This is a genomic window from Plantactinospora sp. WMMB782, assembly GCF_049179135.1.
In the GTDB taxonomy this organism is placed as follows: domain Bacteria; phylum Actinomycetota; class Actinomycetes; order Mycobacteriales; family Micromonosporaceae; genus Plantactinospora.
The window spans coordinates 7,893,150-7,917,477 of sequence record NZ_JBMHMC010000007.1; the positions used below are offsets into that span (position 1 = coordinate 7,893,150).

21 protein-coding genes and 1 pseudogene are annotated in these 24,328 nt (G+C 72.2%); 14 read left to right on the forward strand and 8 right to left on the reverse strand.

The window, feature by feature from the left end:
• Nucleotides 1–12 precede the first annotated feature (12 nt).
• The 8 genes and pseudogenes from ACN28A_RS37170 (at nt 13) to ACN28A_RS37205 (ending at nt 6,696) form a co-directional block, all read left to right on the forward strand.
• Entirely contained in the window at nt 13–651 is a 639-nt protein-coding gene (locus ACN28A_RS37170; protein ID WP_421403580.1) for a hypothetical protein, read from the forward strand.
• Between the two features lie 61 nt (nt 652–712).
• Nucleotides 713–1,015, forward strand: a complete 303-nt coding sequence (locus ACN28A_RS37175; protein WP_278062759.1) for an urease subunit gamma — start codon at nt 713–715, stop codon at nt 1,013–1,015.
• An 11-nt stretch (nt 1,016–1,026) separates the two neighbouring features.
• Nucleotides 1,027–1,332 (forward strand): annotated as a pseudogene (locus ACN28A_RS37180) (urease subunit beta); the annotation flags it as partial.
• Nucleotides 1,333–1,475: 143 nt separating this feature from the next.
• Nucleotides 1,476–3,185 carry an urease subunit alpha gene (locus ACN28A_RS37185; protein WP_421403582.1) on the forward strand — a complete coding sequence of 570 codons (1,710 nt, stop codon included), beginning with the start codon at nt 1,476–1,478 and terminating at the stop codon, nt 3,183–3,185.
• A gap of 13 nt (nt 3,186–3,198) precedes the next feature.
• Nucleotides 3,199–3,858, forward strand: a complete 660-nt coding sequence (locus ACN28A_RS37190; RefSeq protein ID WP_421403584.1) for an urease accessory protein UreF — start codon at nt 3,199–3,201, stop codon at nt 3,856–3,858.
• Nucleotides 3,848–4,624, forward strand: coding sequence for an urease accessory protein UreG (gene ureG / locus ACN28A_RS37195; protein WP_421403586.1), 777 nt, complete (start codon nt 3,848–3,850; stop codon nt 4,622–4,624). Before ACN28A_RS37190 ends, ureG begins: the two co-directional genes overlap by 11 nt.
• Nucleotides 4,624–5,508 (forward strand): urease accessory protein UreD, encoded by an 885-nt coding sequence (locus ACN28A_RS37200; RefSeq protein WP_421403587.1) that lies wholly within the window; start codon nt 4,624–4,626, stop codon nt 5,506–5,508. The genes ureG and ACN28A_RS37200 overlap by 1 nt, the downstream gene beginning before the upstream one ends.
• A gap of 222 nt (nt 5,509–5,730) precedes the next feature.
• Nucleotides 5,731–6,696, forward strand: coding sequence for a twin-arginine translocation signal domain-containing protein (locus tag ACN28A_RS37205; RefSeq protein ID WP_421403589.1), 966 nt, complete (start codon nt 5,731–5,733; stop codon nt 6,694–6,696).
• A gap of 239 nt (nt 6,697–6,935) precedes the next feature.
• On the opposite strand, the gene ACN28A_RS37210 is transcribed toward ACN28A_RS37205, so the two are convergent.
• Nucleotides 6,936–8,000, reverse strand: coding sequence for a DUF418 domain-containing protein (locus ACN28A_RS37210; protein WP_421403591.1), 1,065 nt, complete (start codon nt 7,998–8,000; stop codon nt 6,936–6,938).
• A 192-nt stretch (nt 8,001–8,192) separates the two neighbouring features.
• On the opposite strand from ACN28A_RS37210, the gene ACN28A_RS37215 reads away from it, so the two are divergent.
• Nucleotides 8,193–8,852: a DUF998 domain-containing protein gene (locus ACN28A_RS37215; RefSeq protein ID WP_421403593.1), complete on the forward strand. Its 660-nt coding sequence runs from the start codon at nt 8,193–8,195 to the stop codon at nt 8,850–8,852.
• A gap of 112 nt (nt 8,853–8,964) precedes the next feature.
• On the opposite strand, the gene ACN28A_RS37220 is transcribed toward ACN28A_RS37215, so the two are convergent.
• Nucleotides 8,965–10,008: a S1 family peptidase gene (locus ACN28A_RS37220; RefSeq protein ID WP_421403595.1), complete on the reverse strand. Its 1,044-nt coding sequence runs from the start codon at nt 10,006–10,008 to the stop codon at nt 8,965–8,967.
• 232 nt (nt 10,009–10,240) lie between these two features.
• On the opposite strand from ACN28A_RS37220, the gene ACN28A_RS37225 reads away from it, so the two are divergent.
• Nucleotides 10,241–11,089, forward strand: coding sequence for a GDSL-type esterase/lipase family protein (locus ACN28A_RS37225; RefSeq protein ID WP_421403596.1), 849 nt, complete (start codon nt 10,241–10,243; stop codon nt 11,087–11,089).
• 98 nt (nt 11,090–11,187) lie between these two features.
• On the opposite strand, the gene ACN28A_RS37230 is transcribed toward ACN28A_RS37225, so the two are convergent.
• The 6 genes from ACN28A_RS37230 to urtA form a co-directional block, all read right to left on the reverse strand.
• The gene (locus tag ACN28A_RS37230) at nt 11,188–13,440 is read right to left on the reverse strand and encodes a hypothetical protein (protein ID WP_421403598.1); all 2,253 of its coding nucleotides are present in this window, start codon (nt 13,438–13,440) and stop codon (nt 11,188–11,190) included.
• 203 nt (nt 13,441–13,643) lie between these two features.
• A complete protein-coding gene (urtE, locus tag ACN28A_RS37235) occupies nt 13,644–14,339 on the reverse strand; it encodes an urea ABC transporter ATP-binding subunit UrtE (protein WP_421403600.1) in 696 nt (231 codons plus the stop codon).
• Nucleotides 14,339–15,106, reverse strand: a complete 768-nt coding sequence (gene urtD, locus ACN28A_RS37240) for an urea ABC transporter ATP-binding protein UrtD (RefSeq protein WP_421403602.1) — start codon at nt 15,104–15,106, stop codon at nt 14,339–14,341. The genes urtE and urtD overlap by 1 nt, the downstream gene beginning before the upstream one ends.
• Nucleotides 15,103–16,410: an urea ABC transporter permease subunit UrtC gene (gene urtC / locus ACN28A_RS37245; protein WP_421403604.1), complete on the reverse strand. Its 1,308-nt coding sequence runs from the start codon at nt 16,408–16,410 to the stop codon at nt 15,103–15,105. The genes urtD and urtC overlap by 4 nt, the downstream gene beginning before the upstream one ends.
• Nucleotides 16,407–17,288: an urea ABC transporter permease subunit UrtB gene (gene urtB, locus ACN28A_RS37250; protein ID WP_421403606.1), complete on the reverse strand. Its 882-nt coding sequence runs from the start codon at nt 17,286–17,288 to the stop codon at nt 16,407–16,409. The genes urtC and urtB overlap by 4 nt, the downstream gene beginning before the upstream one ends.
• Nucleotides 17,289–17,342: 54 nt before the next feature.
• Nucleotides 17,343–18,566: an urea ABC transporter substrate-binding protein gene (urtA, locus tag ACN28A_RS37255; protein ID WP_421403608.1), complete on the reverse strand. Its 1,224-nt coding sequence runs from the start codon at nt 18,564–18,566 to the stop codon at nt 17,343–17,345.
• Nucleotides 18,567–18,762: 196 nt separating this feature from the next.
• On the opposite strand from urtA, the gene ACN28A_RS37260 reads away from it, so the two are divergent.
• From ACN28A_RS37260 to ACN28A_RS37275, 4 genes are all read left to right on the forward strand, one after another.
• Nucleotides 18,763–19,356, forward strand: a complete 594-nt coding sequence (locus ACN28A_RS37260) for a PadR family transcriptional regulator (protein WP_421403610.1) — start codon at nt 18,763–18,765, stop codon at nt 19,354–19,356.
• A complete protein-coding gene (locus tag ACN28A_RS37265) occupies nt 19,353–20,045 on the forward strand; it encodes an ABC transporter ATP-binding protein (RefSeq protein ID WP_421403612.1) in 693 nt (230 codons plus the stop codon). The genes ACN28A_RS37260 and ACN28A_RS37265 overlap by 4 nt, the downstream gene beginning before the upstream one ends.
• Entirely contained in the window at nt 20,042–22,408 is a 2,367-nt protein-coding gene (locus ACN28A_RS37270) for an FtsX-like permease family protein (RefSeq protein ID WP_421403614.1), read from the forward strand. The genes ACN28A_RS37265 and ACN28A_RS37270 overlap by 4 nt, the downstream gene beginning before the upstream one ends.
• Before the next feature lie 111 nt (nt 22,409–22,519).
• A complete protein-coding gene (locus ACN28A_RS37275; protein WP_421403616.1) occupies nt 22,520–24,208 on the forward strand; it encodes a D-glucuronyl C5-epimerase family protein in 1,689 nt (562 codons plus the stop codon).
• The last annotated feature ends 120 nt before the right edge of the window (nt 24,209–24,328 follow it).

Sequence of the window (24,328 nt, forward strand, 5' to 3'; positions counted from 1 at the left end):
TCCGGTGCAGGGGTGCCCAACCCCTCCGCCGACACCTTCTCGCTGGCCAGCCGCCGGGTGGTCCGGTTCAGCGTCGTCTACGCGGTGGTGGTGGCGACCGTCAACGCTCTCGGCGCGGCCGGCTTCGCGACGATCCGCGGCGGCGCGGCCCAACCCACCGAGCTGAACGGGTCCGCCCTGATCGTCGCCGCGTTCGGTGGCCTGGTGGCGCTGGTCTGCCTGCTCGGCCTGCTGATCTCCACAGTGGTCTGGATCGTCAGCGCCCACCGGTTGACGCCGGCCGGTCCCGGGCTCGCCGGCTACGGCGGGCTGGTCCTTTGCCTCCTGCTCGTCGCGTCGGCCTTCGTACTCCCCCTGCGGATGCCCACGGTCGGCGGCGCGGTAGCCGTCGACGCGGGGCTGCGCATCGGAGGCGTCCTCGTCCTGGTCGGCGGCGTGCTGCTGGCCCGCGCCCAGATCAGGCGCCGGAGCGGCCAGCCGACCCTTGCCGGCAGGCCGGCGCTGGTCAGCACCGACGACTGGGACGCCTCGAAATGGGACCCGGAGGTCTTGCGTGACATCGAGCGTCGACGCGGATCCGACCCGACCCGGGGCCTGGCCGCCGACGCCGAACCTCCTCGGCGGGTCGGTCCCGACGCGCAGCGTCCGTAACCTCATCGAAATCTCTGACTGACACGATCCGCAGAGTTCGGCCCCGCTGCGGAGGTTGTTGATGTTCCTCACCCGTCACGAGCAGGAGCGGCTGATGGTCCATGTCGCCGCCGATCTCGCGTGGCGCCGGCGCGAGCGCGGGCTGCGGCTCAACCATCCGGAGGCGGTCGCCGTGATCACGGCGTTCCTGCTGGAGAGCGCCCGGGACGGGCGTACCGTCGCCGAGCTGATGGAGGCCGGGCGGACCGTGCTCGGCCGCGACGACGTACTCGACGGTGTTCCGGAGATGATCGCGGAGGTGCAGGTGGAGGCGACCTTCCCGGACGGTACGAAGCTGGTGACCGTACACGAGCCGATTCCGTGACGGGGGCGGGCGTGATCCCCGGTGAACTGCTGCCCGGCTCGGGCGACGTGACGATCAACGCTGGCCGTCCGGTCCGCACCCTGAGCGTGCGCAACACCGGGGACCGACCTGTCCAGGTCGGCTCGCACTACCACTTCGCGGAGGCGAACCCGGCACTGGAGTTCGACCGGTCGGCGGCCTGGGGCCACCGGCTCGGCGTACCGGCCGGCACGTCGGTGCGGTTCGAGCCCGGCATCGACCGGGACGTCGACCTGGTGCCGCTCGGCGGCGCCCGGATAGTTCCCGGACTGCGCGGCGAGTGCGCCGGCCCGCTCGACGTGAGCGAGCCGGCCGGGGCCGACCAGGCCGGGGCCGACCAGGCCGGGGCCGACCAGGCCGGGGCCGACCAGGCCGGGGCCGACCAGGCCGGGGCGGTCGAGCCGACCGGCACGACCGGGCGGGACTCCGCCGGGGAGGTGGCGTGAGCACCCTGGACCGGCGCCGGTACGCCGCCCTCTACGGTCCCACCGTCGGCGACCGGGTCCGGCTCGCCGACACCAACCTGCTGATCGAGGTCGAGCAGGACCACTGCGGATACGGCGACGAGGCCGTCTTCGGCGGCGGCAAGGTGATCCGCGAGTCGATGGGGCAGTCCCTGGTCACCCGGGCCGACGGCGCACCGGACACCGTGATCACCGGCGCCCTGGTGCTGGACCACTGGGGTGTGGTCAAGGCCGACGTCGGCATCCGGGACGGCCGGATCGTAGCCCTCGGCAAGGCCGGCAACCCGGACACCATGGACGGAGTGCATCCGGACCTGGTGATCGGGCCGGGCACCGAGATCATCTCCGGCAACGGCAAGATCCTCACCGCCGGTGCGGTCGACAGCCACGTACACCTGATCTGTCCGCAACTGCTGGAGACTGCGCTGGCCAGCGGGATCACCACGATCATCGGCGGCGGCACCGGCCCCGCCGAGGGGACCAAGGCGACCACCGTCACTCCGAACCCGTGGTATCTGGGCCGGATGCTGGAGGCGCTCGACCCCTGGCCGGTGAACGTGCTGCTGCTCGGCAAGGGCAACACGGTGAGCGAGGAGTCCCTCTGGGAGCAGCTGCGCGGCGGTGCGGGCGGCTTCAAGCTGCACGAGGACTGGGGCACCACCCCGGCCGCCATCGACGCCTGCCTGCGGGTCGCCGACGCCTCCGGGGTGCAGGTGGCGATCCACACCGACACACTCAACGAGGCGGGCTTCGTCGAGGACACGCTGCGGGCGATCGGCGGGCGGTCCATCCACGCGTACCACACCGAGGGGGCGGGCGGCGGGCACGCGCCGGACATCATCCGGGTCGCCGCCGAGCCGAACGTGTTGCCGTCGTCGACGAACCCGACCCGGCCGTACACCCGGAACACCCTCGACGAGCACCTCGACATGCTGATGGTCTGCCACCATCTCAACCCGACGGTGCCGGAGGACCTGGCGTTCGCGGAGAGCCGGATCCGGCCCAGCACGATGGCCGCCGAGGACGTGCTGCACGACCTCGGCGCGATCTCGATGATCGGCTCGGACTCGCAGGCGATGGGCCGGATCGGCGAGGTGATCATCCGGACCTGGCAGACCGCACACGTGATGAAGGCCCGACGCGGGGCGCTGCCCGGCGACGGTGCCGCCGACAACCTGCGGGCCCGCCGGTACGTCGCCAAGTACACGATCTGTCCGGCCGTCGCGCACGGCATCGACGGCGAGGTGGGCTCCGTCGAGCCGGGCAAGCTCGCCGACCTGGTGCTCTGGGACCCGGCCTTCTTCGGGGTACGCCCGCACCTGGTGGTCAAGGGCGGCATGATCGCGTACGCCCAACTGGGCGACGCGAACGCCTCGATCCCCACCCCGCAGCCGATGCTGCCGCGGCCGATGTTCGGCGCCTACGGCGCGGCGCCGTCGGCCACCAGCCTCGCCTTCGTGGCCCCGGCCGCCATCGACGCGCTGCTCGCCGACCGGATCGCCATGCGCCGGCTGCTGGCCCCGGTTGCCGACACCCGCGGCCGGGGCAAGGCCGACCTGCCGGGCAACGACGCCCTGCCGCGCATCGAGGTGGAGCCGGACACCTTCACCGTACGCATCGACGGCGACGTGGTGGAGGCGGAACCCGTGACCGAGCTGCCGATGGCGCAGCGCTACTTCCTCTTCTGAGTCGGGCGCTGCCGTGACCCGACTCGCCACCCTGCTGGTACTCGCCGACGGCCGGCTGCCGGCCGGTGGCCACGCCCATTCGGGCGGGCTGGAGGCGGCGGTGACCAGCGGGCGGCTCCGGGACCTGACCGGGCTGGCCGCGTTCCTGCGGGGCCGGCTCGCCGGCACGGGCCGGGTGGCCGCCGCCTTCGCGGCAGCCGCCTGCGCCGCTCCCGCGCCGCCGGACGCCCGGATCGGTGCGCTCGAGGAGGGGATGGACGCCCGCACCCCGTCACCGGCGCTGCGCCGGGCCTCCCGGGCCCAGGGGCGGGCCCTGCTGCGCGCCGGCCGGGCGATCTGGCCGGTGCAGCCCGCGATCCGGGACTCGCACCATCCGGTGGCGCTCGGTGTGGTGGCCGCCGCCGCCGGGCTCTCCCCGGCCGAGGCGGCGGTCGCCGCGGCGTACGGGACGGTCAGCGGCCCGGCGAGCGCCGCCGTACGCCTTCTCGGCCTCGACCCGTACGCGGTGCACTCGCTTCTGGCCGACCTGGCTGACGCCTGCGACCGGACGGCAGCGCTGGCTGCCGCCGGTGCGGACGATCCGGTCGACCTGCTACCCGCCGACTCCACACCGCTGCTGGAGATCGGTGCCGAGGTCCACGCGAGCTGGGAGGTGCGTCTCTTTGCATCCTGACCTGTCGAACACCGAGGTCCCACACCGGCATCCGGACCCGGAGGTGGACCCCCACCCGCCGGTCGACCGGTCCGTCGGTGCCGGCCCGCTGCGGGTCGGCATCGGCGGTCCGGTGGGCTCGGGCAAGACGGCCCTGGTCGCGGCCCTGTGCCGGACCCTCGCCGAGGAGCTGCGGCTGGCCGTGGTGACGAACGACATCTACACCACCGAGGATGCCGACTTCCTGCTGCGCAACGGAGTGCTGCCGGCCGAGCGGATTCGGGCGGTGGAGACCGGCTGCTGCCCGCACACCGCGATCCGGGACGACATCTCGGCCAACCTCGACGCGGTGGAGGAGTTGGAGGTCCTGCTCGGACCGCTGGACCTGATCCTGGTGGAAAGTGGCGGAGACAACCTGACCGCCACCTTCAGCCGTGGTCTGGTGGACCGGCAGATCTTCGTTGTCGACGTGGCCGGTGGTGACAAGGTACCCCGCAAGGGTGGCCCCGGCGTGACCGCCGCCGACCTGCTCGTGGTGAACAAGACCGACCTGGCCCCACTTGTCGGTGCGGACCTGTCGGTGATGGCCCGGGACGCCGCCGCCCGGCGCGGTACGCTGCCGACCGTCTTCCTCTCCCTGGTAGAGGATCCGGCAGCCACGAAGGTCGCCGACTGGATCCGGTCGTTGCTTCCGACCACCGTGCGGCCATCGCTGTCGACCACTTCGGAGTCGTCGCGGCCGGGCACGGCGGAACGGACGGAGGGGCGCCCGGGAAGCCTGACCTGATGCGGGCGTTGGCCCGGATCGTCGCCGAGGCCCACCCGGTCCGGGGCACCCGGTTGACCGTGCTACGCGGTGAACCGCCGCTGTTGTTGCGCCGGACCGGTCCGGCCGGGCCCGGCCGGGAGGCCGAGGTTCACCTGGTCGGCGGTGCGGCCGGCCCACTCGGCGGCGACCGGCTGCGCATCGAGATCGAGGTCGGCGCCGGAGCCCGGCTCTGCGTACGCAGTGTCGCCGCCTCACTGGCGTTGCCGGCCGCCGCCGGTGGTGAGTCACGGCTGACCGTGCTCGCCCGGGTGGCCGAGGGCGGGCGGCTGCGCTGGCTGCCGGAGCCGCTGATCGGTGCCGCCGGTTGTGACCATCGGACGAGTTGCGTCGTGGAGCTTGCCGAGGGTGCCGCGCTGTGCTGGCGCGAGGAGGTGGTCTGCGGTCGGCATGCCGAACCCGTCGGCGACGTCCGCCTGGAGATTACCGCCCGGTACGCCGGCCGTACGCTGCTCCGCACCGATCTCGCGGTCGGGCCGGGCGCCGCTGGCTGGTCCGGACCGGCGGTCCTCGGCAACGCCCGGGCAGCCGGCTCGCTGCTGCTTGTCGAGCCGGCCTGGACCGGGTCTCCACCGCCGGTTCCGCCGCCCGACGATCCGGCGGTGCCGGCCGGCCCCGGGGTGCGAAGCCCGGCCGGCGGCGCGGCGCCGGACAGCGCGGCGACGGCGGTGCTTCCGCTGGCCGGCGGGCCGGCCGTGCTGGTGAGTGCGCTGGGTCCGCAGGCGCGGGCCGTCCGGCACCGGCTCGACCAGGCGGTTGCCTGGGCGGGCCACGCATCGGGAATGGCCATCGAACCGGCCGGCGGCAACGGACCTCGCCGCAGCTCCGCGCCCGGCACCGGTTGAGTCCGCCGTCCCGCTCGCGACGTAACGGCCGTCGAGAATTCGTTACCTGACGGTATTGACCTTGGTTATCGGCGACGATATGTTTCTCGGCGCCGGAGCGAAAAGGCAGCTCCGGTTGCTGACACGGGGGTTTCAGCGGTGCGCGACGTGCCACGTCGCCTTCTTCTGGCTGCCCTCCGTTAATTGACGCTGCCCGAATAGGGAGCGCAGGAAGGCGGTCCAATGACCTACATTGGCGGCAAATCTGGCGACCGGGAAGAAAAAGAGCATCTTCTGGCCGGCGGCGCACGGTCGGCCGGCGGTCGGGCCTGGTCCCGGCGGTCACTGCTCGGGCTCGCCGGCGCGGGGGCGGCGGGCCTGGTCCTCGGCGGTGGCGCCATGCCGGCACAGGCGGACAGCACGTCGCCGGTCAATTGTGCCGAGTCGTTTCCGACAGATCTGGTGGTGCCCTTCCACGGCGATCTCGTTTCCCGCACCGAGCTCTGGGAGCAGCCGACCTACTATCTCGGCAACACTTTCACCGGGGCATACGACGCGGCCTTCTACCACCGGATCGAATACTTCCTCGAGGATTGGTACTACCTGCTCCCCACCCACTGGCGCAACCCCATGAGAATCAACGTACTCGGGGTGCACGTCGACAAGGCGAACAGCTGGCACATGTACGGTCGAGCCATCGATTTCGCCTCCATCAGCATGCTCGACTCGAACGGCGGGAACCGGTTCACCGCCTTCGAGTGCGCGGTCGACACCTGGGGAACCAAGCGGGACTTCGACATCGATCGCCGTCGCTACTGGGGCGCCGTCGCGGCGATCAACTACCGGTCGGCCGACGTGCTGCACTACCTCTACAACGCCGAGCACCGCAACCACGTACACATGGACAACGGGCGGTCCGGGACGGCGACCACCACCACCTTCAACTCCGGCTCCCCGGTGCTGGTCAAGACCGTCCAGGCGTGCCTGACCTATATCTGGGGCATTTCCGTCACGATCGACGGCATCTGGGGGCCGCAGAGCGACGGCGGGGTGCGTACCGCCCTGACCCGGATCGGTCTGACCGGGACGATCAGCACCGCCGCCAACTGGAAGGCGTTCCTGCACAACAGCACCTGGTACGGCGCCCGGAATGGCTACAGCTCGAGCATTCCCCCGGCCCCGACCACCCGGCCGGACAAGCCCCTGTAGGCAGCGGCCCGCCGCTCCCGGTCGGCGACCGATCGGAGTGACGTGCGGGGATGGAGGGCCGGGCGAGCCACGGAACGCCGCGCCGGACCGTGGTGCGGCGGCGGTGCTGCCCCTGGCCGGCGGACCGGCGGTGCTGGTCAGCGCCGTCGCCGCCGATCCGCGCTCGGTCCGCGCCCAGCTCGACCGGCTCTCGGCCCGCTGGTCCGGGCCGGAACGGTCGCCCCGACACGAGGCCGACCTCAGGTCGCCGGCTCGACCTCACGGCGGATCGGAGCCCGTCGTCCCCACGTCAGGCACCGCCAGACCCACTCGGCCGGCCCGTACCGGAACGACCGCAGCCACCACACGCTCCACAAACCCTGCACGACGATGATGCCGATGGTCAGGCCGACGATCTGGGGCAGGTCGGCGGTGCTGTCGATGCCGAGCAGCGGACCGGCGACGAGAAACAGGACGGTCGCGCTGAGGTAGTTGGTCAGCGCCATCCGGCCCATCGGGGACAGCACCCCGGAGAGCACGGGGCCGGCCGGCGTACGCAGCAGCAGGAGCAGGCCGCAGCAGTAGGCGAGGCCGGTGGCGATTCCCGCCAGCGGCGGGAGCAGGCTGACCCCGCCGCCGGGTCCGCCGATCAGGTTGACGAAGGGAGGCTCCACGTCTCGCAGCACCAGGACCATCCAGGTCGCGGCCAACCCGGCGAAGACGACGAAGGCCACCGCCACCCGACCGGTACGACGTTCGAGCGCGGCCGGCACGTCGAGCATCGCCAAGGCGTAACCGAGCGCGAGGAGCCCCGGGATCGGCCCGTAGCCGACGACGAGTTGGGAGCCGAGGAGCAGCAGCACGACACCCACGGCGAAGGCCAGCCGCCCGCCGAGATAGCTCAGTGGCAACAGGACGATCAGGCCGGCCAGCGCGTACGCCGTCAGGGCCTCGCCCGGATGCAGGACGAAATGCGCGACCCCGATGAGGAGCAGTACCCCGAGGCGACGGGCCAGTACCATCCTGGGCCGGTCGGTCCGCAGCGCCGCGCGCCGGAGGAAGATGCCGAAGCCGACGCCGAACAGGATCGAGAAGATGGGATAGAACCGCTCGTAGTAGAGAAGCTGGACGGCGACCGGTAGCTGCGACGCCTTGCCCGCCGCCTCGCCGCGGAACACCACCTGCTGGTAGATGTTGATGATCAGGATGCCGCAGAGCGCGAAGCCGCGCAGCGTATCGAGGGCGTGGATCCGAGGGCCGGCGGTGGAGACGTCGGCCGGTGGAACGTCCGTCACCACGTGCCCAGACCGATCCGAACGCACCATGACATCGACGGTAGGTCGTCTCCGCCGATTCCGCATTCCGATCTTGCGAGCGTGATCGACGAAGCCCGAGGGCGGATCCCCACAGGTGGCGGAGCGACGTCCGGCCGCGACCCGGCGGTCGCACCGGTCGACCGGGCTGGCCAGAGCCCGGAAGGACCCGTCCGCCACAGCTTGGTCACGTATCGTGACGGCATGCCTGCGGTGCCCTGGTGGGCGGTGCTTTCGGCGGCGGCGCTGCCCGTCCTGCTGGTCATCGGCTGGACCACCGCAGCGGTCCGGCAACCGCCCGGGTACGACCCGTGGGCCGACATGATCAGCGCGCTCTCCTCGTACCGCAGCCTGGACCGGCTGATCCTGGTCTGTCTCCTCGCCGCGCTCGGCGTGGCCCACCTGGTCACCGCGATCGGACTGCGTCCGGTCCGCCCGCTCGCCCGACTGGTCTACGCGGCCGGCGGCCTGGCGACCGTCGTCGTCGCGGCGGTACCCAAGGTCGACTCCAGCACTCCGCCAGTACACGGGATCGCCGCCGTGCTCGCGTTCGTCGGGCTCGCCGTCTGGCCGGCGCTGGCCGTGCTGCCGCTGCCGCACCGGGCCGCGCCGGTCCGGCACTGGCCGGAGCCGCCCGGCACGATCCGGGACCGGCCCTGGGTGCTGCGCCCCGGGGTCGGCTACGCGACCGCGGTGCTGATGCTCGGCCTCGGGCTCTGGCTGGCGACGCAGCTACCCCACGGCGGCTTGGCCGGGCTGGCCGAACGGTTCACCGCCGGCTCCGAGGCGCTGTGGCCGCTTGTCGTGGCGCTGACCCTGTTCCGGCGCGGCAGACGACCCGCCGCCACCGACAAGGGCGGGTGACCCAGCCCGGCAGGACCCCGGACAGCGCCGATCGGCGTGACCGGGCCGGTGGGTGCCGGGATGTGCCGGCGGCCCATCGGTCCCGATCACGCCGATCGGGGTTGCTGTCGACTCAGTAGATGCTCACGCCGTACGCGTTGAGCGCCTCGACGACCGGCTGGAAGAAGGTCGTACCGCCGGTGGAGCAGTTGCCGCTGCCGCCCGAGGTCAGGCCGAGTGCGGTGCTGCCGGCGAAGAGCGGGCCGCCGCTGTCGCCCGGCTGGGCGCAGACGGTGGTCCGGATCAGGCCGGAGACGGTGCCGCTGCCCTGGTAGGTGACGGTGGCGTTCAGCGCGGTCACCCGGCCGCTGCGCAGCCCGGTGGTGCTGCCGCTGCGCTGCACCGACTGGTTCACGGTCGGGTTCGCCGCGCCGGTGATGTCCCGGTAGCCGCCGTACAGGTAGACGTCACCCGGCTGCTGGGCGATGCCGCTGGCGTACCGGACGATGCCGTAGTCGTTGCCGGGGAAGCTGCTGCCGGCCCGGGTGCCGATCACCGAGCCGCCCGAGCTGGCCGACCAGTTCGCGCCGGCGTTGGTGCAGTGCCCGGCGGTCAGGAAGTAGTAGGTGCTGCCGCTGCGCACGTTGAAGCCCAGCGAGCACCGGCTGCCGCCGGTGTAGATCGCGTTGCCGCCGGAGATGGTGGTGCTGAACGTGCCGGGGACGGACTGGATCCGGACGGCGCCGCCGAAGCGGGCGGTGACCGCCTTGATCTTCGCGAGCTTGGCACCGGTGACCGTGCTGTCGACGTCCACCGCGACCTGGTTGGTGACCGGGTCGACATACCAGGCGGTGCCGGGAATCCGGGCCGACCTGTCCAACTCGGCGGTGACCTGGGCCAGTTCGGCGGAGCCGCGGGTGACGAGCTTGGGAACCGCTCCGGAGGCCCGGACCTGGCTGGCCGCCGCCTCGTCGGTCACCGTGACGACCATCTTGCCGTCGGCGTTCAGGTAGGTGCCGGCAGAGCGGGCGCCGAGCCGCTCGGAGAGCGCCGTCGCGGCGTCCGGCGTGGCCGCCGGAGCAGCCTGCGCGGGTACGCCGATCAGCATGCCGGCCACCAGGGATCCGGCCGCGGACGCGATCGCGACAAGGCGGATCGAGGACCTCGTGGGTCGCATGTAGAGCCTCCCATGGGGGGTTTGGAGGTGTCTGCGCCGAGTTGGCAGATCTGTTATGAGTATTCAGAGATCTAAGATCATGAACAAGATGTCTAACATATCGCCTGCAACAGGGCTTTCGTCTTATGGTCAGCTCCGTTGTGGAGACTCAGGACGGTCTATATGATTCGCCCACCTCGGCTGGCGCACGGAAACCAGCTGGCTCAAGGCAACCGCGATCCGGAGGCCGCCCATGTCCGCTCCACGCCGCACCGCCACCCTGCTCGCCACCCTCCTCGCCGCCGTCATCTCCGTCACCTCGGTCGGGCTGGTCGTCAGCCCGGCACACGCCGATCCCGGTCCCCCGCCCGCCTCGATGGCCAGCCTCGGTGACTCCATCACCCGGGGTTTCAACGCCTGCGGCTGGTACGTCGACTGCCCGTCCCGCTCGTTCAGCACCGGCGACGATTCCGGAGTCAACAGCCACTACCTGCGGATCCGCGCGGTGAACCCGGCGATCAACGGTCGCAACCACAACGACGGGCGCTCCGGCGCCAGGTCCGCGGACATGGCCGGTCAGGCCGACGCCGCCGTCTCCCAGGGCGTCGGCTACGTGACGATGCTCATCGGCGCGAACGACGCCTGCACCGGTTCCGAGTCGAGCATGACCCCGGTCAGCACCTTCCGGAGCAACATCGACGCCGCGCTGGGCCGGCTGCGGTCCGGGCTGCCGAACGCCCGGGTCTTCGTGATCAGCGTGCCCGACATCCAGCGGCTCTGGTCGGTCGGCCGGGGCGACCTCGCCGCCCGTACGGCCTGGTCGCTCTTTGGCATCTGCCAGTCGATGCTGGCCAACCCCACCTCCAACGCCCAGGCCGACGTCGACCGGCGCAACCGGGTACGGCAGCGGGTGGCCGACTACAACACCCAGCTCGCCCAGGCCTGCGCCGCCTACGGGTCGAACTGCCTCTTCGACGGCAACGCGGTGTTCAACTATCCGTTCACGCTCGGCCAGCTGTCCGGCTGGGACTACTTCCACCCCAACACCTCCGGGCAGCGGGCCCTGGCCGAGATCTCGTACGCCGCCGGCTTCCGCTGGTAACAGCCGTCGGGTAGGTACGCCGGCCACCGGTACGGCGTACCCGCCCGCACCGCCCCGGGCCGTCCGTGCGGGGCACCCGCCGACCGACCCGACCGGTGCTATCCCGCCGGGTCGGGCGGCGGGCGGTAGCCGAGCAGCCCGTCACCGGTCGCCACCACCAGCAACCCGGGCAGCGCCACGAGATCGGTCACCGGAGCACCCACCTCGATCGTCTGTCCCGGTGTGCCCGGCTCGCCGACGGCCTGCCACCGCAGGACGCTTCCGTCCGCCGCCACCAACCAACTGGTCCGGCCCCCGCCGACCACGGCCAGCGACCGCACCGGCCCGGTGGCGGTCAGCACGACCACCGGTTCCGGTGGCAACTCGTCGGCACCCGGTGCGGCCGGACCGACCTCGCCGGTGCGTGCCGTCCGGACCAGGTCGGTGACGTCGACACAGCGGACCTGGCCGTTGCGGCCGGCTCCGAAGACCAGGGCACGGCCGTCGACGGTGGCGACCCGCACGCCGTACGCCACGCCGCCGTGGCCGTCCAGCACCCGCCGTCCAACCGGCTTCCGGGAGTCCAGCTCCCAGAGTCGTACGGTGTCGTCCTCGGCTGCCGTCAACCCGACCGGTACTCCGGCCACCTCGCCGACGGCGACCGCCCGGATCCGTCCGGAGTGCCCGGTCTCCGTCCTGCCCAGCCGGCCGGTGTCGAGGTCGATCCGGAACAGCGTGGCCCCCTGCGTCACCAACAGCGCCCGGCGCCCCTCCCACCGGCACACCGCGAGCGGACCAGTCGAACCGTCCCGGCGGAAGTGCGCCGGGCCCGTGGGTGCCGTGTCGGTCGGACGCGGCTCGGTGGCGGGCGAGGGCGACCCCGTTCCGGGCGGGCTCGCCGGAGGCTGGTCGAGCGGCACCGCGCCGATCCGCTCCCCGGTGACCGGGTCCCACACTTCGAGGTGCGCCGGCCCGAGCCGGGCCAGCGCCGGCGGTTCACCCGGTACCAGCGCCGCAGCGGGCGGAATCCCGTCGCGCGGCAGCTCGACCTCGGCCCCGGCCGTCGGCTCGAAGCCCCGCACCTGCTGCTCGGGCTGCGCGGCGAGCAGCACCGGCCGGTCCGCCGGACCGCCTACCGCCAGGCGGTAGCCAGGACCGTCCGGGGGCCGCCGCCCCGGTGCGGCGTCCGGCGCGGCGTCCGGTGCGGCGTCCGGTGCGTCCGGGACGCCCGGCCGCTCGCCGGGGTCGGGCGGTACCGGCCGGTCGCGCCGGAACGGGTACGGCCGCTGCGGGTCCCAGACCCAGACCAGACCCGCACCGTCTCCGGTGACGAGTACCGGCCGGCCGGCGATCTCGACCCCGATCGTCCGGGTCGGCGCCGCCTCGTACGGATAGCGGAACGGCTCGCCCAGCTCTCGGCCGGACTCGGGCGACCAGGCCCGTACGGTCGCGTCGTCGCCGCTCCACAGCACGGTACGGTCGCCGAGCCGGCCGACCAGTGCCGAGTTGACCTGACTGGTGTGCGCCGTGAAGGCGGGCCCGAGTGGTCGTCCCTCGCGCAGGTCCCAGACCCGGGCGACCCGGCCGGCGGCGGCGAGCAGGACCGGCCGGCCGTGCCAGTCCGCGAAGTCGAGCACGGTGACCAGTCCGGGAACCTCGAAGTCGTACCCGCCGACCGCCTCGGCCCGGACCTCGCCGCCGCCCGGCGCCGACTCCAGCCGCCACACGGACACCCGGCCGGTGCCGGTGCCGACGGCCAGCAGGGCCGCCCCGCCTGCCCCACCCGCCCCGCTGCCGGCCAGCACGCTGATCCGTTCGCCGCCGGTGCGCAGGGTGTGCAGCCGGGTGCCCCGGTCGGCGCCGAGTGACCAGATCTCCAGGTGCGGCGAGCCGCCGGTCAGCACCGCGCAGGGGCGATCGCCCAGGGTGACCGTGGCCAGGCATCGTACGTCGCCGCACCACTGCCGCCAGCGGGAACGACCGCTGTCCAGGTCGCTGACCTGGAGGTAACCGGCACCGGCCCCCGAGACGACCAGTTGCTCGCCGTCGATCCGGGTGACGGCGGAGACCCGCGCGTGGGCCCGCTCGTCCACCGCGCCGACCAGGCGGCCCTCGGGCAGGTCAAGTACCACCCGGGCGCCGGCATAGCTGGTGACAAGTGCACGGGGCCGGCCGGTCCGGTCGTCGGTGAAGCCGACGAGTGCGGTGACCCAGGCCGGCACCGGCTGGTACGGCCCGGGTCGTGCCGGCAGCGGTCGCGGTCGCCGGCCGGACGGCCCCCAGCTCCACAGTGGTCGTCCGGTCCAGCCGGGTTCGGCGGGGACCCGGCCGGTGGACCGGTCCGGCGTACGCCGCTGCGTTCCCCCGGTCATCGGAGATGATCCGGCGACACCGTCGCATCGAGGATCATTTTCGGCATTTTAGTCCGGGCCGCCCCCTGGCCGGAGCCCGCGAAAGGAGGCGCATGCCCGACACGGGTGGCATGCCCGACACGACCGGCCGAGCGGACACCAACCGACCGACAGGGTACCCGCCGGAGGCATCAGCCGACCGGCAGGCACCACCCGGCGGTCGGTCAGACCGAGAGCAGCGAGTGCACCGACGGGTCGCGCAGGTCGGCGCGGTCGCCGGCCCGGACCACCTCCCCGGCGTCGAGGATCACGAACCGGTCGGCGAGCCGCAGCGCCAGCTCCAGGTACTGCTCGACGAGCAGGATGGCGAGCCCGAGTTCGTTGTGCAGCCGCTGCACCGCCTCCTCGATCTCCAGGATGATCGAGGGCTGGATGCCCTCCGTCGGCTCGTCCAGCAGCAGCATCTTCGGCCGGCTGACCAGCGCACGGGCGATCGCGAGCTGCTGCTGTTGCCCGCCGGAGAGGAAGCCGGCCCGCCGCTTCAGCAGCCCCGGCAGCGCCGGGAAGAGGTCGAGGGCCTCGTCCACCGCACCCCGGCTGACCGTGCCGGCCGCCTCCGCCGCCACCTGGAGGTTCTCCGCGACGGTGAGCTGCGGGAAGGTCTCGTGACCGGGCGGCACGTAGCCGAGTCCCCGGCGTACCCGTTCGTGGGTCTTCAACCCGGTGACGTCCTCACCGGCGAAGTGGACCCGCCCGGACCGGACCGGCAGTACGCCCATGATCGCCTTGAGCAGGGTCGTCTTGCCGACACCGTTGCGCCCCATCACGCAGACCAGCGAGCCGGCCGGCGCTTCCAGGTCCACGCCGAAGAGCACCTGCGCCCGCCCGTACGCCACGTCCAGGCCCTGCACCGTCAGCATCACGAAGCCTCCCTGACCAGCTCGGCGCTCTCCTTGCGGGTCCGGCCGAGATACACCTCCTGCACCCGGGGGTTCGCCTGCACCTCGGCTACCGTCCCCTCGCAGAGCAGCCGGCCCTCGTGCAGCACGGTGACGGTACTGGCGAACCGGCGCAGGAAGTCCATGTCGTGCTCCACCACGATCACCGTGTGCTCCTTGGCCACCTGGCGGAGCAGCTCGCCGGTCCGGGCCCGCTCGTCCCGGCTCATCCCGGCCACCGGCTCGTCCAGCAGCAGCAGGCTGGGCCGCTGGGCGAGCAGCATGCCGATCTCCAACCACTGGCGTTGGCCGTGCGAGAGCACTCCCGCCGGCCGGTCCGCCAACTCGGTCAGCCCGGTGGTCTCCAGCGCCTCCGCCACCTGGTCGGCCGTTCCCCTCCGGCGGCCCAGCAGGGTGCGCAGTGGCCGCCGGAACGTCGCCGCCAGATCCAGGTTCTCCAGTACGGTCAGCTGCTCGAAGACCACCGAGGTCTGGAAGGTACGGCCGATGCCGAGCCGGACGATCTGGTGCTCCCGCCGGCCCAGCAGTTCCGTGTCGGCGAAGCGGACAGAGCCGGAGGCGGGCCTGGTCAGCCCGGTGATCACGTCGATCAGGGTGGTCTTGCCGGCCCCGTTCGGCCCGATCAGGAAGCGCAGTTCGCCGGCGCGGACGGTGAAGTCCAGGTCCGTCACGGCCCGGAAGCCGGAGAAGACCACGTTCAACCCGCGTACCCGCAGCAGCTCGTTCATGCCGACTCCTCTCCCCGGTTGGCGACTCCGGCCGGCACCCCGGCTGCCGGGGCAAGGCCGACCGCAGGAGCGGGGTCGACAGCGGGAGCGGGGTCGACAGCGGGAGCGGGGTCGACAGCAGCGGCGGAGCCGACCGGGGTGGTCGGGGCCGGCCCGTCGGCTGCCGGCGTACCCGACGGGGGTGGAACGGGCCCGGTCCGGCGGAGGCGCCGGTGCCGGACGGCGGCCCGGAGGTCGGCGAGGAGCCCGGCGAGGCCGCGCGGCGCCCAGAGCATCACGACCACGAACATCGCGCCCTGGAGATAGACCCAGTTGTCCGCCGACTGCTCACTGAAGATGGTCTTGGCGTAGTTGACGAGCAACGCGCCGCCGACCGCGCCGGCCAGCGAGAACCGGCCGCCGACCGCCACCCCGATGAGCAGCTCCAGCGAGGCGACGATGCCCAGGTTGGCCGGGCTGAGCAGGCCGACCATCGGCACGAAGAGCGCACCGGCGATCCCGGCCATCCCGGCGGAGACGGCGAACGCGATCGTCTTCACCACGGCCGGCTCGTAGCCGAGGAAACGCACCCGGTCCTCGCCGTCCCGGACCGCGACCAGCAGTTGCCCGAACCGGCTGCGGGAGAGCTGCCAGGCGAGCAGGAACATCGCCCCGAGCACGCCGACCACGACCAGGTAGAGGATCCGCTTGTCGCCGGGCTGGTAGAGGTCCAGCCCGTAGAACATCTGGAAGTTGGTGAGCCCGTTCGTGCCGCCGGTCAGCCCCTGCTGGCCGACCAGCAGGATCACGAACGCGGCGGCCAGTGCCTGGGAGAGCACCGCGAAGTAGGCGCCCCGGACCCGCTGCCGGAAGACCAGCAGGCCGAGCAGGACCGCGACGGTGACCGGCAGCACCACCACCATGGCCAGCGCGAAGACCGGGTTGGCGAACGGCCGCCAGAGCGCGGGCAGGCTCTCCACCCCGCTCCAGACCATGAAGTCCGGCAGCCCGCCGGGGCCGGCCTCGCGCAGCTTCAGGTGCATGCCCATGGCGTAGCCGCCGAGGCCGAAGAAGACGCCCTGGCCGAGGGTGAGCATGCCGCCCCGGCCCCAGGCCAGGCCGATCCCGACCGCGACGATGGCGTAGCAGAGGTACTTGCCGAGCAGGTCCAGCCGGAACGGCGAGAGGACCGCCGGGGCGACGAGTACCAGCAGCAGGCCGACCGCGACGAAGAGTGCCGGCCCGGCCAGCCGGCGCCGGGACCGCGGCGGCGGCGTGCCCGGAGCGGCCGACCGGGCGGGCGTGGCCGTGACCGCGGCGGTCACGACAGTGCCCGGGTACGCACGACGAACATCCCCTGCGGGCGGAGCTGGAGGAATGCGATGATCACGGCGAACACCACCACCTTGGCGAAGCTGGCCCCGTTGTCGACCCAGAATTCGACGAAGCTGTTCAGGATGCCGAGGGCGAAGGCGGCGATGACCGCGCCCCGGAGCTGCCCGAGGCCGCCGGCGACGACCACCAGGAACGCGTCCACGATGTAGTTGGTGCCCAGGGTGGGCCCGACCGGGCCGATCAGGGTGAGCGCCACCCCGGCCACCCCGGCCAGGCCGGATCCGATGAAGAAGGTGAGCTGGTCGACCCGTTCGGTGGCCACCCCGCTGACCGCGGCGAGCTGCCGGTTCTGCATCACCGCCCGCATCCGCCGGCCGTGCCGCAGCCGGGTCAGGTAGAGCCAGATCGCCACCACGCAGCCGGCCGCGAGCAGCATGATGAAGACCCGGTTGTACGGCAGCCGCACGCCACCGAGGTCGAGCCCGCCGGTGAGCCAGCCCGGTGCGCGTACCTGCACGTTCGGCGCGCCGAAGATGTCCCGGGCGACCTGTTGCAGGAGAAGGCTGATCCCCCAGGTGAGCAGCAGGGTGTCCAGCGGCCGGCCGTAGAAGTGCCGGATCGCCAGCCGTTCCAGGATCAGCCCCAGCACCCCGGCGACGGCGAACGCCACCGGAAGGGCGACCAGCACCGACTGGCTGCCGACAAGCGGTTGCAGCAGGTACGCGGTGTAGGCGCCGGCCATGATGAACTCGCCGTGGGCCATGTTGATCACGCCCATCTGACCGAACGTGAAGGTCAGACCGAGGGCGATCAGGAGCAGCACCGCTCCGATGCTCGCCCCGATCACCAGTTGGTTGAGTGTCGCCATGTGCCGGCGCCTCCGTCCCGGTTCGCGGCCGTCAGTCGGGAATCTGTGCGGTGCTCAGGAGAGCCCGGCGGCCCACGGGTAGCCCTTCAGGTAGGGGTCGGGCTTGATCGGCTTGCCGGAGTTCCAGACCTCCTTGATCTGGCCGTCCGGCTGGACCAGCCCGATCCGGGCGGTCTTGAAGACGTGCTGGTTCTCGCCGTCGATGGTGACGGTCCCCTCCGGGGTCTCCAGCGAGATGCCGGCGGACGCCTTCTTCACCGCCTCGACGTCGACGCTGCCGGCCTTCTTGACCGCCTCCGCCCAGAGGTAGACGGCGTTGTAGCCGGCCTCCATCGGGTCGGAGGTGACCTTGGTGGTGCCGTACTTGCCCTTGAACGCCTGCACGAACTTCTCGTTCCGGGCCCCGCTGGTGGTCTGGTAGTAGTTCCAGGCGACCAGGTGCCCGGCGACGTTCTCCGGTCCGATCCCGACCACCTCCTCCTCGGCGACGCTCACCGAGACGGTCGGCATCGTCTCGGCGGTGATGCCGCTGCTGCGCAGCTGCTTGAAGAAGGCGACGTTGCTGTCCCCGTTCAGGGTGTTGAAGACCGCGTCCGGCTTGGCCTGCTGGAGCTTGTTCACCACCGTGCTGTACTCGGTGTGCCCGAGCGGGGTGTACTCCTCGCCGAGCACCGTCATCCCGTTCGCCGCCGCGTACGCCTTGATGATCTTGTTAGCGGTACGCGGGAAGACGTAGTCGCTGCCGACCAGGAAGATGGTCTTCTTGCCCTGCTCCTTCAGGTAGTCCAGGCCGGGCACGATCTGCTGGTTGGTGGTCGCCCCGGTGTAGAAGATGTACGGCGAGCTCTCCAGCCCCTCGTACTGCACCGGATACCAGAGCAGCGCCCTGTTGCGCTCGAAGACCGGCAGCATCGCCTTGCGGCTGGCCGAGGTCCAGCCGCCGAAGACCGTGGCGACCTTGTCGGCGGAGATGAGCTTCTGGGCCTTCTCGGCGAAGGTGGGCCAGTCCGAGGCGCCGTCCTCGACGACGGGTTCGAGCTTCTTGCCGAGTACCCCGCCGGCCGCGTTGATCTCCTCGATGGCGAGCAGCTCGGCATCCCGTACGGTCACCTCGCTGATCGCCATGGTGCCGCTCAACGAGTGCAGGATGCCGACCTTGATGGTGCTTCCACTGCCAGCACCCGACGCCGTCGTCGGATCTGCGGCACAACCGCCCGCGGCCAGCAACATCGCCGCCGCGACCAGCATGACCAGCCGTTCCCGTACGCCTCGTGGCATCCGCCTCTCCCCTTTTCGTCGCAGGACCGCTGCCTGGTGCCCCGAACCGTAGGAATGGCGGATTTCATGAATCTGAGTGCATCGATGTCCACCGTGTTAACGAACCCTCACAACGCAAGTCGATCACCACGGTCACCCAGGCGGTATCCACCCCGGCTATACAACGCGTGTATACTCGTGGTGTAGAGTCCTCGGCATGTCGATCGGACAGACTTTCCTGGGCCTCCTCGAAGCCGGGCCCCGGCACGGTTACGAGCTGAAACGGGTCTATGACGAACGGTTCGGCCAGGACCGCCCGCTGCACTACGGCCAGGTCTACTCGACGCTGGCCCGGCTGCTGAAGGGCGGCCTGGTCGAGGTCGACGGGGTGGAGCCGGGCGCCGGCCCGGAGCGCAAGCGCTACGCGATCACCACGGCCGGGGTCACCGACGTGCAGCGCTGGCTGACCCAGCCGGAGAAGCCCGACGCCTACCTGCAGAACACCCTCTACGCCAAGGTGGTGCTCGGGCTGCTCACCGGCCGGGACGCCGCCGACATCCTGGACGTGCAGCGCGCCGAACACCTGCGGCTGATGCGTACCCTCACCCGCCGCAAGCTCGACGGCGACCTCGCCGACCAGCTCGTCTGCGACTTCGCGCTCTTCCACCTGGAGGCCGACCTGCGCTGGCTGGAGCTGACCGCCGCCCGTCTCGACCAGCTCGCCGCCACCCTCGCCACCCCACCCCCGACAGCCCGACCCGGCGCCCGGACGCGCCCGGCCGGCTCGACCGGAAGCGAGGTGCCGGCGTGAGCACCGACGAACAGCCGCTGCTCGCGGCGATCGCGCTGCACAAGGCGTACGGGTCGACCCCGGCGCTGGACGGGGCGAGCCTGGCGATCCGGGCCGGCGAGGTGGTGGCCGTGATGGGCCCCTCCGGCTCCGGCAAATCCACCCTGCTGCACTGCCTGGCCGGCATCGTGACGCCGGACGCCGGCACGGTCCGCTACCGCGACCGGGAACTTCCCGCGATGTCCGACGCCGAGCGCAGCGCACTGCGCCGCGGCGAGTTCGGCTTCGTGTTCCAGTTCGGCCAGCTGGTGCCCGAACTGAGCTGCCTGGAGAACGTGGCACTGCCACTGCGGCTCGCCGGGGTACGCCGGCGCGAGGCCGAGCGCCGGGCGGCCCAGTGGCTGGACCGGCTGGAGGTCACCGACGTGGCCGGGCAGCGCCCCGGCGAGGTCTCCGGCGGGCAGGGGCAGCGGATAGCGGTGGCCCGCGCCCTGGTCAGCGCACCCCGGGTGGTCTTCGCCGACGAGCCCACCGGCGCGCTGGACTCGCTCAACGGCGAGCAGGTGATGCGACTGCTCACCGGTGCCGCCCGGGAGGCCGGGGCGGCCGTCGTACTCGTCACGCACGAGCCACGGGTCGCCGCGTACGCCGACCGGGAGATCGTGGTGCGCGACGGGCGTACCCGCGAGACCGTGCTGGCGGACCGGTGAGCCGGCACCGCGGCACCGGCTGGCTGACCGACCTGGCCCTCGGCGCCCGGCTGGTCTTCGCCGGTGGCCGCAACGGACTGCTCCGGACCCTGATGACCGCCCTCGGGATCGGCCTCGGAGTGGCCCTGCTGCTGGCCAGTACCTCCATCTCCACCATGCTGGAGCACCGGTCGGAGCGGACCACCGCCCGCGACGACCAGTTCTTCGGCGTCGACCAGCCGCCGCCGGGCGACCGGACGCTGCTCGTCGCGATGGCCGACACCAGCTACCGGGACGACTCGATCCGGGGCCGCCTGCTCCAGCCGGACGGCGCGCACCCGCCGGTGCCACCGGGGCTGACCCGGGTGCCCGGCCCCGGGGAGATGGTGGTCTCCCCCGCGCTGGCCCGGCTGCTCGACTCGCCCGACGGTGCGCTGCTGCGGCCCCGGCTCGACCATCCCGTCGTCGGCACCATCGGCGACCGGGGCCTGGCCGGCCCCAACGAGTACGCCTACTACCTCGGTACCGACCAGCTCCGGCCGGGCGGCAGCACGGTGCGGATCGACCACTTCGGCACCGAGCCGGAGGTGGAGGGGCTCGACCCGGTGCTGATGCTGCTGGTCATGATCATCTTTGTGGTGTTGCTGCTGCCGATCGCGGTCTTCGTCGGCGCCGCCGTCCGGTTCGGTGGCGAGGCCCGGGACCGGCGACTCGCCGCGCTCCGGCTGGTCGGGGCCGACGCCGTCACCACCCGGCGGATCGCGGCCGGCGAGGCGCTGGTCGGGGCGCTGTTCGGGCTGCTGGCCGGTGCGGTCCTCTTCCTGCTCGGCAGGCAACTCGTCGAACTCGTCACGCTCGAGGGAATCAGCGTCTTCGCCGAGGACGTCCGGCCCAGCCCGCTGCTCGCCGCCCTGATCGTGCTGGCCGTGCCGGTCGTCGCCGTCCTGGTCGCCGAGCTGACGCTGCGCCGGATCGTCATCGAGCCGCTCGGCGTGGTCCGCCGGTCCGCCAACCGCAGGCGCCGGCTCTGGTGGCGGCTCGCCCTGCCGGTCGTCGGTGCCGCCCTGCTCGCCCCGCTGCGTGCCGGGATCGACGGGACCGGCGGTCCGGTCAACCAGGCCCAGGTGATCACCGGGGTGGTGCTGCTGCTGGTCGGGGTCGCCGCGCTGCTGCCCTGGCTTGTCGAGTCGGTGGTCCGCCGGCTGCGCGGCGGCGGCGTCGCCTGGCAGCTCGCCGTCCGGCGCCTCCAACTCGACACCGAGTCCTCGGCCCGGATGGTCAGCGGCGTCGCGGTCGCGGTGGCCGGTGGGATAGCCCTGCAGATGCTCTTCGCCGGGGTCCAGCACAACTACGTCCGGGCCACCGGCCACGACGTCAGCCGGGTCCAGACGATCGTCTCGGTCAACGACGGCCTCGCCGGGGCCGACGCCGGCACACTGGCACAGCGGTTCCGGACGGTACCGGAGGTCGAGGGGGCCTTCGCCATCCTCGACACCGCCGTGTCGCCGGTCCGCGCGAAACCCGACGAGTCAGGCGAGCGGCCCGCGATCCTGCTCCGGATCGGAGACTGCGCCGCACTGCGTGAGATCGCCGCCCCGGACCGCTGCGCGGACGGGGACGCCTTCCGAATCGTCGAGGACGCCGGCGAGGAGCGGTCGCCGGAGTCGGCAGCCGGGCTGCCGGGCCCCGGCCGGGAGATCGAGGTCGGTGTCGGGGACCCGGAGACCAGCGTCCGGTGGACCGTACCGGCCGGGCTGCGTAGCGTACCCGGCCGCGGCGATCCGGCCGGCAGCCGGAACGCCGGGCTGTTCGCCACCCCCGGCGCGTTCGACCCGGCCGCCCTGGGTGGGCTGCGCGGGCTGCGCGGCACGGTCTATCTCACCATGCACCCGAGCAACCCGGACACCATCGAACTGGTCCGCAACGCGGCCGCCGGGATCGCGCCGACGGCCCAGGTCCAACGGCTGCGGGCCACCGAGGAGACGAACCGGTTCGCCCAGATCCGCCGGGGGCTCTACCTCGGGGTGGTGGTCACCCTGCTGCTGCTCGGCGCCAGCCTGCTGGTCGGCATCCTGGAGCAGTTGCGGGAACGGCGCCGCACCCTGGCCGTACTCGTCGCCTTCGGCACCCGGCGCGGCACGCTCGGCGCCTCGGTGCTCTGGCAGACCGCCGTACCGGTGCTGCTCGGGCTCGGCCTGGCGATCGTGCTGGGTACCGCGCTCGGCGCCATCCTGCTGCGGATCGTCAACCAGACCGTACGCCTCGACTGGCCGAGCATCGGCACCATGTCCGGGATCGCCGCCGCCGTGGTCCTGCTGGTGACCGGGGCGAGCCTGCCGGTGCTGTGGCGACTGCTCCGGCCCACCGGACTGCGTACGGAGTGAGTGCCGCCCCGGCCACCGGCGACGAGGGTCGGAAATGCGCCAGCGGAACGCCCGTCCGCGCCTGCCCGCCTGTGCTAGACAGTGGTCTGCCCGACGCATCGAGGAGGCGGAATGAGAGATCACGGTTCGGCGGCGGACAGTGTCCGGCATGGCCGGTGGCCCCGGCGTGCCGTTCTCGGCGCCGGTCTGGCCCTCGGCGGTTCCGGGCTCCTCAGCGCTCCGGCATTCGCCCGCCCGGTCGGGGTGCCGGGCGGGCGGCCGCCGGCGCCCGGCAACGAACGGCTGCGGCCGGAGGCGGCCTTCCTCGGCTCACCCGGTCCGGTGATCGATCCGGCGCGCGAGATCTCGCCGCCACTGAATCCCGAGGCCCTCTGGGACGTGCCGACGCTCTCCGGCCCGCAGGCCCGGCGGCTGGCGCCGAGTCCCGAGTCGACGCCGGGGGTCGCGGCGCTCTCCTCGTCCCGCTCCGTGCCCGGGGTGCCGTTCGACTTCCAGTACCACCCGTTCGAGATCCGCGACCTGCCCGACGAGATCCGGCCCTACTACCTGCGGCTGGCGGTGCCGCTGGAGGACACGGAGCCGCACGACTCGACCGGGGTGCGGATGTCGATCCGCGACGGCCGGATGTACGACCACCCGGTGGCCCAGGCCCAGTACGGGCTGGCGCTGATCGAGGCACACCGGATCACCGGCAACGTCGAGTACCTCGAACGGGCCAGGAAGCAGGCCCAGCGGTTGGTCGACAGGCGGGTCGAACACGGCGGCGGATGGTTCTTCCCGTACCCGTTCGAGTTCGTCCTGCACGGCAGCGGGGAGGTCTACGACCCGCCGTGGTACTCGATGATGGCCCAGGGGCAGGCGCTCAGTCTGTTCTGCCGGCTCTACAAGCTGACCGGGGCCGGCATCTGGCTGGCGGCCCTGAACGGCACCTTCGGCTCCTACCTGGTCACCCCGGTCGCCGGCCGCCCCTGGGGGGTGTACGTGGTGGACGGCCGGCTCTGGCTGGAGGAGTACGCGAACCCGCACCGGATCAGCGGCGACCTGACCTACAACGGGCACAACTTCTCGCTCTTCGGCCTCTGGGACTTCTTCGTGTCGACCGGCGACGAGCGGGCGAAGGTGCTGCTGCAGGGCGCCCTGACCACCATGCGGGACGTCTACGCCGACATCCGCAACCGGCACTGGCGCAGCAAGTACTGCCTGCGGCACGGCTCGGACGCGTTCACCTACCACACCATCCACATGACCCAGCACATCTGCTGCTATGCGATCACCGGTGACACCATCTTCGCGCAGATCGCCGAGCTCTACTACACCGACTTCCCGCCGCACGGCGTCGCCGGCCCGGTGACGTTCCAGCCGGGTCAGCACACCGGCTACCGGTTCGACAGCGCCGGCACGGTGACCGGCAGCAGGACGATCAGCCTGACCCGGCGGAGCAACGCGCCCTCCGCCGCCCGCCTCAAGATCCTCCGACAGGAGGGGATCTGGTACGAGATCACCGCAGGCTCGCTGGCCGGCTACTACCTACCGGAGATCCGACAACACTCCTACCAGACCGGCGAGGCCGCTCCGATGGGTTACCGGATCCTCCGGCCGGCGACGGTCGCACAGGCGCCGTTGACCGTGTACACCATCACCTCGGGCGACTCCACGACCTCGGTCGTCACCGACTACAAGTTGAACGATCCGGTGAACCTGGACCGGCGGTCCGTGCTCAACGGGGTGGCGCACGTCCGCCTCGCCGACGGTGACCACGCCGGCTGGTATGCCGGTTACACCGCCGTCAACCGGCTGTGACCGGCCGCGCGGCAGCCGCCGTAGCCGGATGGCCGGGCCCGGCCGGACCGGCCGCACCGCGACGTCGGTCACCGCCGTCTACTCCGGCGTGCTAGACAGGTAGTCCCGATCCGGGCTGGC